8 protein-coding genes are annotated in these 12,360 nt (G+C 71.5%); 7 read left to right on the top strand and 1 reads right to left on the bottom strand.

All coding sequences use genetic code 11. The features are described 5' to 3' along the window. Nucleotides 1-38 precede the first annotated feature (38 nt). The 3 genes from ACIBFB_RS04725 (at nucleotide 39) to ACIBFB_RS04715 (ending at nucleotide 4,528) form a co-directional block, all read left to right on the top strand. Entirely contained in the window at nucleotides 39-371 is a 333-nt protein-coding gene (locus ACIBFB_RS04725; RefSeq protein ID WP_397226209.1) for an ArsR/SmtB family transcription factor, read from the top strand. 580 nt (nucleotides 372-951) lie between these two features. Then, nucleotides 952-4,194 (top strand): efflux RND transporter permease subunit, encoded by a 3,243-nt coding sequence (locus tag ACIBFB_RS04720; protein ID WP_397226207.1) that lies wholly within the window; start codon nucleotides 952-954, stop codon nucleotides 4,192-4,194. A 175-nt stretch (nucleotides 4,195-4,369) separates the two neighbouring features. Beyond that, nucleotides 4,370-4,528, top strand: coding sequence for a hypothetical protein (locus tag ACIBFB_RS04715; RefSeq protein ID WP_397226205.1), 159 nt, complete (start codon nucleotides 4,370-4,372; stop codon nucleotides 4,526-4,528). Between the two features lie 64 nt (nucleotides 4,529-4,592). On the opposite strand, the gene ACIBFB_RS04710 is transcribed toward ACIBFB_RS04715, so the two are convergent. Further along, nucleotides 4,593-5,042, bottom strand: coding sequence for an ATP-binding protein (locus ACIBFB_RS04710; RefSeq protein ID WP_397226203.1), 450 nt, complete (start codon nucleotides 5,040-5,042; stop codon nucleotides 4,593-4,595). A gap of 679 nt (nucleotides 5,043-5,721) precedes the next feature. Between ACIBFB_RS04710 and ACIBFB_RS04705 the strand changes: the two genes are divergently transcribed. From ACIBFB_RS04705 to ACIBFB_RS04690, 4 genes are all read left to right on the top strand, one after another. Then, nucleotides 5,722-7,524, top strand: a complete 1,803-nt coding sequence (locus ACIBFB_RS04705; RefSeq protein WP_397226201.1) for a family 2 glycosyl transferase — start codon at nucleotides 5,722-5,724, stop codon at nucleotides 7,522-7,524. 577 nt (nucleotides 7,525-8,101) lie between these two features. Then, entirely contained in the window at nucleotides 8,102-9,082 is a 981-nt protein-coding gene (locus tag ACIBFB_RS04700; protein ID WP_397226199.1) for an ABC transporter permease, read from the top strand. 79 nt (nucleotides 9,083-9,161) lie between these two features. Further along, a complete protein-coding gene (locus ACIBFB_RS04695; RefSeq protein WP_397226197.1) occupies nucleotides 9,162-10,073 on the top strand; it encodes an ABC transporter permease in 912 nt (303 codons plus the stop codon). A gap of 16 nt (nucleotides 10,074-10,089) precedes the next feature. Next, nucleotides 10,090-12,291 carry a dipeptide ABC transporter ATP-binding protein gene (locus tag ACIBFB_RS04690; protein WP_397226195.1) on the top strand — a complete coding sequence of 734 codons (2,202 nt, stop codon included), beginning with the start codon at nucleotides 10,090-10,092 and terminating at the stop codon, nucleotides 12,289-12,291. Nucleotides 12,292-12,360: the final 69 nt, after the last annotated feature.

The following is a 12,360-nucleotide window of genomic DNA, read 5'->3' as shown; positions in this document are numbered from 1 at the left end:
GGAACTGTCTATACAGCAACCTATGTACAATGATTTTCATGTTGACCTCCGAGCAGCGCCTGTCCGCCATCCACCGCCTGGGGCGCGCCCTGTCCGACCCCACCCGCTGCCGCCTGCTGCTGGCCCTCCTGGACGGCCCCAACTATCCGGCGGGCCTGGCCGACCAGCTCGGGCTCACCCGCCAGAACGTCTCCAACCACCTGGCGTGCCTGCGCGACTGCGGCCTGGTCCGCACCCAGGCCCGGGGGCGCCAGGTCAGCTACGAACTGGTCGACGCCTCCCTCGCGCACGCCCTGGACGACCTGCTCCGTGTCGTGTGGGGGACGACGCAGCCGCACGCGCCGGTCGACGAGCGGTCCTCCGTGGCCTGAGCCGCGGGGGGCACCGCGCCGTGCCCACGCGCGGGGAGGGGCGTCCTCGCGTGTCTTCCCGGCCCCGTCCGGACCCGGGCCCGCGGTGGTCCCACGGGCCCCGTTCCGGTGGTCCGTGCATCCCCGGTGAACCGCCCGCCGCACTCCGGCGGCACGGTGCGGTCCGTGGGGACCCACGTCGGCCCGCGGTACTCCGACCGCCGTACGGCGTCCCCGACTTTGGTCGTGTGCCGACCCTGACGTAAGGCTGACGTCTCCCTGAGAGATCCCTGAAGTGGGCCGGGGAAGCGTAAGTCCCGATATAACGCGACGTATGGTGAGTGGTGCGCCCGACGGACGCGGAAGCCCGAACACCGGGCCCGCCCTCGGAAGACCACCACGACCCCCGTGACACCCGGCGACCGGCCCGAACGGCCGGTGTCATCGGTGTGCGCCCGCGCGGCCAGGCGGGGCGACCAGACCACCACACGGCAGCGAACTAGGAGCGACAACCCCTCATGTCCAGATCGGCGACAACGATCCGTGCCGCGGGTCGACCCCCCACGGGGACCCCGGCCCACGGAACGGAAGGGACGCACACGTGAACCGCCTGTCGAACGTCTCCCTCGGGAACCGGGCGCTCATCCTCCTCATCACCCTCGCGGTCATGGTCTTCGGCGCGCTCGCCGCCGTGAGCGCCAAGCGCGAGCTCTTCCCCGAGTTCTCGCTGCCGATGGTCACGGTCACCGCGACCTACGAGGGGGCCACGCCCCAGGTCGTGGAGGGCCAGGTCACCGAAACCCTGGAGCAGGCCGTCCAGGGCGTCGAGGGAATCACCGCCGTCACGTCCACCAGCGGCACCGGCACCGCGACGATCCAGGCCGAGTTCGACTACGGGATCGAGCAGGCCGCACTCGTCCGCGAGACCCAGGTCGCGATCGACCAGGTGGAGGGCTTCCTGCCCGAGGGCGTGGACACCAGCGTCTCGTCCATGGGCTCGAGCATGCTGCCCGCGCAGGTCCTCGCGGTCAGCAGCGACACCCTGGAACAGCGGGACATGGCCTCCACCGTGGAGACCGTCCTCATCCCGGAGATCGAGTCGGTCTCCGGGGTGCGCTCCGCCGTCCTCATGGGAGTCGGGGAGGAGCGGGTCGAGATCACCCCGGACGAGGACGACCTGGAGTCGGCCGGCCTCACCGCGCAGGACATCGCCCAGGCGCTGGAGGGCAGCGGTCTGCTCCAGGCCGGCGGCACGATCGACGAGGACGACCGTACGCTCAGCGTCACCACAGGCGAGCAGCGCACCAGCCTCGAACAGATCGAGGACGTGTGGATCCGGCCCGCCCAGAGCGGTGCCGCGATGCCCGGCGCCCCGGTCGCCGCGGCCGAGCCGGTCCGGCTGTCCGAGGTCGCCGACGTGGCGCTGGTCCCGCGGGAGTCCAGCGAGATCTCCCGCGTGAACGGCGAACCGGCCGTCATGCTCATGGTCATGGCCACCCCCGACGGCAACACCGTCGACATCTCGGAGGGTGTGGAGTCGGTCCTGGACGACCAGGCCGACCTGCTCGGGGACGACATCAGCATCACCCCCGTCTTCGACCAGGCTCCGTTCATCAACGAGTCGATCGCCGACATGTTCGAGGCGGGCGGTTTCGGCCTGGTCGCGGCGGTCGTCGTGATCCTGGTCTTCCTCCTGTCGATCCGCTCCACGCTCGTGGTCGCGGTGTCGATCCCGGTGTCGATCCTGGCCACCTTCCTGGGCATGCAGGCGTTCGGCTTCACCCTGAACATGCTGACCCTGGCGGCCCTGACCATCGCGATCGGCCGGGTGGTCGACGACTCGATCGTGGTCCTGGAGAACATCCGCCGCCACATGGGCTACGGCAAGGAGCGCATGGCGGCGGTCCGGGACGGCGTCCGCGAGGTCGCCACCGCCGTGGCGTCCTCCTCGTTCGCCACCATCGCCGTGTTCCTGCCGATGGCCTTCGTCGGCGGCGAGGTCGGCGAGATCTTCACGCCGTTCGCCGTGACCAGCTCGATCGCGCTCGGTGCCTCGCTGCTGGTCGCGCTGACCCTCACCCCGGTCCTGTGCTACTGGTTCATGCGGCCCAAGGAGGTCGGCGACGCCACGCAGGAGGAGATCGAGCGCCGACAGAGCCGGGCCGAGCTGCGTTCGCCGCTCCAGCGGGCGTACGTCCCGATCATCCGGTGGATCACCACCAGGCGGAGGAGCGCCACCGCCGTCGTCCTGGCGGGCGCGACCTTCGTCTTCGGCGGCACGGTGGTCATGGCGACCACCATGGAGACGGACTGGCTCGGCGAGGCGGAGCAGAACACCTACATGGCGGTGCAGGACCTGGAGCCCGGCACCTCCCTGGCGACCGCCGACACCGAGGCCGCCAAGGTCGAGGACCTGCTCGAGGGCATGGCGTGGGTGGACGACTACCAGGTCAGCGTCGGCGGCAGCGGCAACCCGATGATGGCCGCCGGCGCCGACCGGATCAGCTACACCATCACCGCCGACCCGGACACCGACCAGCTGCGCAACCGCGAGGTGCTGCGGGACGAGTTCGCCGCCCTCGACACCGCGTACGAGCCCCGGCTCGACGCCTCGGGAGGCATGGGCGGATCGGCCCTGGAGGTCCGGGTCACGGCCGAGGACCAGGAGGCCCTGTCCGAGGCGGCGGGCATGGTGGAGGACGCCTTGCGCGGCATCGACGGCGCCGACGACGTCGTCAACGGCGTGTCCGCCTCCCAGACGGCGCTGGAGGTGCACGTCGACGCCGAGGAGGCGGCCGAACTGGGCCTGAGCGAGGCGGCGGTCGGCCAGGCCGTCGCCGCGGCCTTCAACGGCCAGCGCGCGGGCACCGCGACCGTCGACGACGTCCGGCGCGACGTGGTCGTGCTGGTCGACGAGGCACCGGAGTCCCGTGAGGAGCTGGAGGACCTGACCCTCACCACGCCCACCGGGCAGGAGGTGGGCCTGGACCGCGTCGCCGACGTGGAGGAGGTCGTGCAGCCTCCGGAGCTGACCCGGATCGACGGCGTGACCAGCACCACGGTGTCGGCCAGCCCGACCGCCTCGGACCTGGGCGCGGTGAGCGCCGAGATCGGCCAGGCCCTGGACGGGCTCGACCTGCCCTCCGGCGCCACCGCCACGCTGGCCGGGGTCAGCGAGGACCAGACGGAGGGCCTCCTCCAGCTGGCCATGGCGCTGCTCGCCGCGATCGTCATCTGCTACCTGATCATGGTGGCGACGTTCAAGAGCCTGATCCAGCCGCTCCTGCTGCTGGTGTCGGTGCCCTTCGCGGCGACCGGTTCGCTGGGCCTGCTCATGCTGACCGGCACCCCGCTCGGCGCGGCGGCCATGATCGGCATGCTCATGCTCATCGGCGTGGTGATCACCAACGCCATCGTGCTCATGGACCTGATCAACCAGAACAGGGCCAACGGCATGCCGCTGGGCGAGGCGATCGTCGAGGGCACCCGGCACCGCCTGCGGCCGATCCTCATGACGGCGGCGGGCACCATCGCGGCGCTCGTGCCGCTGGCCACCGGTCTCACCGGCGGCGGGGCGTTCGTCTCCGGCCCGGTCGCGATCGTGGTGATCGGCGGCCTGGTCTCGTCCACCCTGCTGACGCTCATCCTGGTCCCCGTGCTCTACCAGCTGGTCGAGGCGGGCAAGGAGCGGCGCGCGCGCAGGCGGGCGGCCCGTCGGGAGCGCCGTCACGCCAAGCGGGGCACCGACGGCGTCGACCGGTCCGTACCGGCGATGAACGGGGCTTCCGGGCCGAACGGAACCAGCGGTTCGGCCGAGCCCACGGGCGAGCCCGTCGGACGCTGACGGCGCCGGCCCTTCCGGGTGACCGGAGCCCGTCGGGTGGGGGCGTTCCGCACACGGTGCGGGGCGCCCCCTCGCCGTCGCGGCGGTCCGTCGGGCGGTGTGCCGTGCGGGTGTTTCACATGGTCACCGGGGCGTTGATTTGTGCTCTCCGGGCACTCCAGGCAGTCTGCGTCACATGGACGAATCGAACAAGAGCCTCGACGACCTGGTCCGCGACGAGCTGGGCGAGGAACCGTCCCAGGAGGCCAAGGACTACGCCCGACGACTGTACGAACGCTTCCGCCTGCCCGTGGCCTCCGACACGGGCGGCGCGGACGCGCCCACGACGGAGTGACGGCGACGCACGGACCAGGCGCGGCGGCGTACCGCCGAGACCGTCGGGGACCCTCGTCCCGGACTCAGAGCGGGTCGCCGTCGCGCTCCCACACCAACTCGAACCACACCCTGCGCCCCATTCCGTCGCCGCGGGGCTCGGTGCCCCACGCGCTGGAGAGCGCCTCGACCAGATCCAGGCCCCGACCGTGTTCTTCGGTGTCGTAGGGGTCCCGGTGCTGGGGCTGCGGCGACTCGGAGAGATTGCCCAGGTCGCGCACCTCGACCCGGGCCCAGCCGGGCGCCTGGCGGACGCAGACCTCGAACTTCCCCGTCGCGCGGCCGGACGCGCTGTGGGTGATGGCGTTGGTGGCGAGCTCGCTGGTGAGCAGGGTCGCCGTGGTCAGCTCAGGGCAGGCCGAGAGCTGGCGCGCGACGAATCGGCGTGCGTAGGCGATCTGGCTCGGCAGACCCGGGAACCGGCGTCTGACCGGTCTCGTGGCGGTGGAGGTACTGGTCGGGGTGGGCTCTTCCATGGTTTTCGCCGGACGTTGGGACGGACGGGACATGGGGGGCGAGCTGGGAAACGGGTCCGGCGGTGGGGGAACGGCCCCCGGGCCGAGGGCGTGTCGGATGACCAGGGGACCCTGGGCTGCGATGTCACACATGGTGGGTTTCACTTCCCGATGACGTGTGTGCGCGGCGGGCGGGGCAAGGTGCGCCGGGCCCTCGTGGCGTCCATGCCCGACGAGGCGGGTCACGGCGCGGAATGGACACACGGATCGGTGCCCCCTGGGTCAGGGAGGGAAGTGGTCTGGTGCCACGGGGCGCGCGGTGTGCGGGGATCGGCGAGTGCGGTGGGAGGAGCCGTGCGGCTCCCCGCTGGGAGAGGGTGGGGCCGAGGGGTGGCCCGTGATGGATGGTCATATCTGGTGAGGGATGTGCCCTACGACACTGGAGGGCGTATTCGCGCTCAGCATACGCTCTGTACCTCCCCCGAAACCCGGTCGGCCTGGCCTGGACAGGATATCCAGCTCTGAACTGGAAAAAGGGGGGTTCCGGTCAGGTCGTGACGAGGATCTCGGATGGGCGACGACAGCGTTTCGTGACTGATGGGACGCGCGGGGTTGAGTAACGATTCGATGAAGCTCGTCTGAATTCTGGCGCTTCGCGCGGTCTTGCGCCCTGTATGTCCGAAGCGACAGGGTATGTCGCATGGCCTTCCGTCGCCCCCCACCGCCCTCGAACGAGGGCCTCCGGCTCGAGCCCCACCCCTCCGCGTCACCCTCCAGCGCCCAGGTGCGGCTCCGCGCGGAGGCGGGTCGCCCCCGGCGGACGCCCGCGGCGCGGAATCCCCGGCCGTCCCCGCTGCCTCCCGGCCTGGGTGTCGAGATCGATCGCGCCGTCCGCCTCTTCGACGAGGGCACGGTCCTGGTGGGCGGATGTCCCCCGCGCGCCGTCCGCCTCACGACCGACCAGGCCAGCGCGCTGATCCGCTGGTCGAGCGGGGCCTCGCCCGCCGGCCGCGCCGAACGTCTGCTCGCGCGGCGCCTGGTCGACTCCGGACTCGCCCATCCGCGACCCGAGCGCGACGCCGTCCCCGTCGAGCCGGGCACGGTGGAGGTGGCCGTCGTCGGCCAGGCCGGATCCGCGGGCCTGGCCCGGACCCTGGACGACCTCGCCGCCGACCACCCCGCGCTGCGCCCCGTCGTGGTCGGCGCGACCGGTGCGTGCGCGTGGGTCGCGCGCGCCCGTGGCGCCCGGGTCGTCCCGGGCCCTCCCGGGGGAGCGGAGGCCCGGGCCGCCGCGCTCGACGCGTGCTCCGCGCCGCTCCTGGCGTTGCTGGTGGCGGGTGCGCGCCCCGGGCCCGGTTGGCTGGAGACGGCGCTGGGCCACTTCGCCGACCCTGGTGTGGCGGCCGTCCTGCCCCGCGTGCTGACCGCGCGCCCGAACGCCCCCTCGTACGGGGAGATGACGATCGCCGCCGTCGCCGCCGACCGGGCCGGGGCCGACCGCGGGGCCGACCCGGCCCCGGTCCTGCCGTGGGGCCGCGGAACGGGTGGACCGGGGCTGCCGGGCACGGCCAACGAGCACACCGGGGCCGACCCCCTCAACCCGGTGAACACCCTGGTCCTGCGCCGGGCGGCCGTCGGGCGCCTCGACCCCGGTCCGGGCGCGGGAGCCGAGACCGACGCGCTCTGGCGGCTGGCGGAGGACGGGTGGTCGGTGCGCTACGAACCCAGGTCGCGGGTGTGGAACCCCCCGGTCACGGACCTGGGCGGGTACCTGCGCGCGTGCTTCGCGCGCGGCGCGGCGGCCGGTCCGCTCGCGCGGAGCCGGCACACGCGCGCGGCCGGACCGGACCTTCCGTGGCCGAGCGCGGTCGGGCTCGCGCTGGTCGCGGCCGGACATCCGGCGCTGGCCGCGGGCGCGGTCGCGCTGGGGGCGGCGGACACGGCCTGGAGGCTGTCCCGGGTGTCGCCGGGAACGCTGCCCGAGGCGCTGCGGCTGGCCGCGCGCGACCTGGCGCACACGGCCAGGGTGGGCGGGCGGTGGGTGCGGGGGACGTGGTGGCCGGTGCTGGCGGCGGTGGCGGTCGGGGCGGGCGCGGTCGCGTTCCGCGGGCCGGGGCCCGGGACGGGGCCGACACCGGTGAGCCGGACGGTGTCCCCGTCCTCCTCGTCCGACGCGGGTCTCCGGACCCTCCGGGCCGCGGGCCCGTCCGGGCGCGCGCGGTGGATCGCGGCGGCCGCGGGCGCGGTGCTGACGCTGCCGCACCTGGGGGCCTGGCACCGGGGCCGCGGGGTGGCCCTGGTGGACCCGGTGGGCTGGACCGCCCTGGCGGTGGCCGGGGACGCCGCCCGTGCCCTGGGCGCCTGGTGGGGCGTGGCGCGGTCGGGTTCGTCGGCTCCCCTGACGCCGGGCGTGCGGGCGGTGGCGGTGCGGCCCTCGGCCGGCCGCTCGGGTGGGGCCCCGAACATGAAGGAGAAGTCGCTCTCGCTCGTTAGTAGTCGTTAACTATGGCTACTCTCAGTCACGGGATTCGGTTGCGGTATAAGCGCGATTAGTGACGCTCCCTGGGGTGCCCGCAGTGCCTGTGGTGCGTGCCGGGCGGTGCCTGTGACGTGCATGTTTCGGAGATTTTTCGCGCTTTTTTCGTCATTGCACTGTTTTGTGAAGTTTGGCCGATACGGGGGGTCGGCGCCGTCCGCCCCCTGGGGTAGGAGGAAGTTTTCGCAGGTCAGTGTGGTGCATGGTGGCGTTGCGCCGTGTGTCTCCTACTGTGGGTACAAGCCTTGACAATTCGGTTCGTGGTTGCCACCCAAGGGGGCACCGTTGTCTTTTCTTGATGGAGTGGTGACCTCCGAGTGTCTAGCGATCCCGCAGACTCTTGACATTCCGGTCACGGACCGTGAATCGGAAAGAAGCGTGTTTCGCCGGTCACTGGGTGTTACCTCGCCCGTGGTCCCGGGATCGCGAACGCTTGACGGTGGGACCCACCCGAGCGGCGCGCCCCCGGTGCCGCGGACACCCCGGTGGTCAACGGCGGAACTGGTGACGAGCGCCGGGCTCGGTGTGAGGTTCGGAGATAGTTTTGGGCAAGTTCCTGGCCAGGCGGCTGCTGAACTACGTCGTGTTGATCTTTCTCGCGACGAGTTTCGCCTACCTCCTGGCGGCCACCAACCTGTATCCGCGCGGCTACTTCGAGCAGATGCAGCCACCGCCCTCCCCGGAGGCGGTCAACGCCCAGCTCGACGCGCTCAACCTCAACGACCAGACGCCCATCGCCCAGCGCTACGTCACCTGGATGAGCGGTGTCGTCGTCGGAGACTTCGGCCAGACCATCCAGGGCGGTGACGTCACCGAGGAGATGTGGATGAAGGCCGGGGTCACCCTGCGCCTGATCACCGTCGCCACCATCCTCGGCAGCGCCGTCGGCATCGCCGTGGGCGCCTACGCCGCCGTCCGCCAGTACCGCAGGTTCGACAAGGCGTCGACGGCGGCCGCGTTCTTCGTGCTGTCGGTGCCCACCGTCGTGATCGCGCTCGCCGTGCAGGTCGGGGCCAACGGCGTCAACGACCTCCTCGGGTTCCAGCTGCTGCGCTACTCCGGCGAGTATTCGGCGGGCTTCCAGGGCAACGGGTGGGAGCTGCTGCTCAACCGGATCCACCACGCGATCCTGCCCACGTTCGTGCTGGCGGTCGCGCTGTTCGCCGCCTTCGCCCGGTACCAGCGGAACATGATGCTGGACGTGCTCGGCTCCGACTTCGTCCGCACGGCGATGGCCAAGGGGCTCACCCGCAGAGCGGCCCTGTTCAAGCACGCCCTGCGCACCGCGCTGATCCCCACCATCACCTACTTCACGTTCACCTTCGGCGCCCTGGTGTCCGGTGCGACCTTCACCGAGAAGATCTACGGCTGGCACGGCATGGGCGCCTGGCTGATCGACTCCATCTTCAGCCAGGACGTCCACGTCGTGGCGGCCGTCTCCTGGTTCATGGCGATCACGATCATGGCGGCGTCCTTCCTCTCGGACATCCTCTACGCCTGGCTCGACCCGAGGGTGCGGGTGTGACCGTGCCACCGACCCCGCACACGCCCATCAGCCACGTACCACCCCGCACCCACGCGGCATCCCTGCTGGAGACCACGCCATGAGCACGACCCACGTCAGCAAGGAGCCCCTGGAGGCGCCGACCGTGCCCCCGGCCCCCAACCGGCTCAAGGACCTGGGCCGCCAGCTCCTCGGGACCCGGCGCGTCATCGTCGGCCTCGTCCTGCTCGCGCTCCTCGCGCTGTTCGCCTTCGTCGGCCCGCTGCTCAGCGGATGGGAGGTCGGCGAGCGCGACTTCACCGACATGCTCAGCGCGCCGTCCCCCGAGCACTGGATGGGGACCAACGAGACGGGCCAGGACATCTTCACCCGGACCACGGCCGGTCTGCGCAAGTCCCTGCTGATCGGTCTGCTCGTCGCCGTGCTCACGACCGGGTTCGCCGCCCTGGTCGGCTCCTTCGCGGGCTACTTCGGCGGTCTCGTCGACAAGGGCCTGATGTGGGTCGCGGACCTGGCCCTGGTCCTGCCCAACTTCGTCATCCTCGCCATCCTGTCCACCCACTTCGCGGGCAACGGCGGCTGGTTCGTCCTGGTCATCCTCCTGGCGGTGTTCAGCTGGATGGTCACCTCCAAGATGGTCCGGGGCATGACCATCTCGCTGCGCGAACGCGAGTACATCCACGCGGCCCGATTCATGGGCGTCCCCCCGCACCGGATCATCCTGCGCCACATCCTGCCGAACATGTCCTCCCTGCTCATCGCGGACGCCACGATCATGGTCAGCGCCGCGATCATCGGGGAGACCGCGCTCAGCTACTTCGGCCTGGGCGTCCAGGCGCCCGACGTCAGCCTCGGCGTCGTGATCGCCGCCGGTTCGCGGTTCGCCACCACCGCCTGGTGGATGTTCGCGTTCCCCGCGCTGCTGCTGGTCGTGATGGTGCTGGCCGTGAACATGATCGGGGACGGGCTGCGCGACGCCCTCGACCCGTCGTCCAAGTCGCGCCGGTCCTAGGGGGAGACGAGAGCACATGAGCACCGACACCGTGACGACCACCGACGCCACGAGCGCCGGGCGCGGCGACGACGCCCCCGTCCTGGAGGTCACCGACCTCACCGTCACCTTCCCGGGCCTGAACAACAACCCCGACGTGTACGCCGTCCGCGGCGTCAGCTACGCGATCCGCCGCGGCGAGGTGCTGGGCATCGTCGGCGAGTCCGGCTCCGGCAAGTCCGTGTCCTCCATGGCCGCGATGGGGCTGCTGCCCGACCACGCGAGGATCACCGGGTCGGTCCGCCTGCACGGCGAGGAGATCCTGGGCCTGGACGACCGGCTCATGGCGCGCAAGCGCGGCCGGGTCATCTCCATGGTCTTCCAGGACCCGCTGTCCGGCCTCACGCCCGTGTACACGGTCGGCGACCAGCTCGCCGAGGCCGTGCTGGTCCACGACCCCAGGACGTCCAAGGACAAGGCGAGGGCACGGGCGGTCGAACTCCTCGAACTCGTCGGCATCCCCAACCCCGAGCAGCGGTACCGCTCGTTCCCGCACGAGTTCTCCGGAGGCATGCGCCAGCGCGTCATGATCGCCATGGCGATGGCCAACGACCCCGACGTGATCATCTGCGACGAGCCCACGACCGCCCTGGACGTCACCATCCAGGCGCAGATCCTGGAACTGCTGCGCACGGCCCAGCGGGAGACCGGCGCGGCCATCGTGATGATCACGCACGACCTGGGCGTCGTCGCCGGGTTCGTCGACCGCGTCCTGGTCATGTACGCGGGCCGCCCGGTGGAGATGGGCACGGTCGACGAGATCTACTACGGCAGCCGGATGCCGTACACCATGGGCCTCCTGGGCGCCGTGCCGCGGATGGACCTCGACCGTCAGGGCGCGCTCGTCCCGATCAAGGGGACCCCGCCGTCCCTGTCGGACCTGCCGCCGGGCTGCCCCTTCGCGCCCCGGTGCCCGATCGCCCAGCCCGAGTGCGAGCTCGCCGAGCCCGACCTGCTGCCGATCGGCGACCAGCCCTCCGCGGAGGTCATCCGAGCCGTCCACGCCGGAACGCCGGCCCCCGCCGCGGAGGGCGTCCACGACACCGGGGTACAGCGGTCGGCGTGCGTGCGTTCGGGCGAGATCGCCGAGAACGCGTGGACGGCCCGGGACATCTACCCGGTGCCGGAGATCCCCGACACCCCGGTCTCCTCCGTGCGCCGCGACGACCGGGCCGAGATGCTGCGCGTCGAAGGTCTGACCAAGCACCACCCGCTCACCAAGGGCACCGTGTTCCGGCGCCGTGTGGGCACGGTCTACGCCGTCGACGGGATCGACTTCGACATCCGCGAGGGCGAGACCCTCGCCCTGGTCGGCGAGTCGGGCTGCGGCAAGTCCTCCACCCTCATGGAGATCATGGGGCTGGAGCGCCCCCAGGGCGGCACGATCGAGGTCATGGGCCGGAACACGGCCGGACTGAGCCGGTCCACCCGGTTCGCCCTGCGGCGGGACATGCAGATCGTGTTCCAGGACCCGATGAGCTCGCTCGACCCGCGCATGCCGGTGTTCGACATCATCGCCGAGCCGCTGCGCACGCACGGCAGGTCGCCCTCCGAGGTCACCCGGCGGGTGTTCGAACTCATCGACCTGGTCGGACTCAACACCGAGCACGCCACGCGCTTCCCCGCCGAGTTCTCCGGCGGCCAGCGCCAGCGCATCGGCATCGCCCGCGCCCTGGCCCTGGAGCCCAAGCTCCTGGTCCTGGACGAGCCGGTCTCCGCCCTGGACGTGTCCATCCAGGCGGGCGTGGTGAATCTCCTGGAGGAGCTCCAGGCCCGGCTCGGTCTGGCCTACCTGTTCGTGGCGCACGACCTGTCCGTGGTGCGGCACATCGCCGACCGGGTCGCCGTCATGTACCTGGGCCGGATCGTGGAGATCGGCGACACGCACTCGATCTACACCCGGCCCTCGCACCCCTACACCCAGGCGCTGCTGTCCGCCATCCCCATCCCCGACCCGGAGAAGGAACGGGCACGCACGCACATCGTCTTGGACGGAGACCTGCCCAGCCCCGCCAACCCTCCTTCGGGTTGCAGGTTCCGGACCAGGTGCCAGAAGTTCATCGCTCTCTCCGCGAACGAACGGGAGCAGTGCATGACGGTCGAGCCGCAGATCCTGCCCACCAACGGTGGCGACCAGGGTGCTGCCTGCCACTTCGCCGAGGGGCGGCAGGTCGTCTGACGACGGTCCGACACGGCACGGCCAGCGCCGCCCCGCGCGCTGGCCCTATCACCCCTGAGAGGAAGATCC

Origin of the sequence: Nocardiopsis sp. NPDC050513 (genome assembly GCF_044457925.1) — a bacterium.
In the GTDB taxonomy this organism is placed as follows: domain Bacteria; phylum Actinomycetota; class Actinomycetes; order Streptosporangiales; family Streptosporangiaceae; genus Nocardiopsis.
Note: the sequence above shows the minus strand (reverse complement) of the source record. Positions and strands in the feature narration are given on the sequence as shown.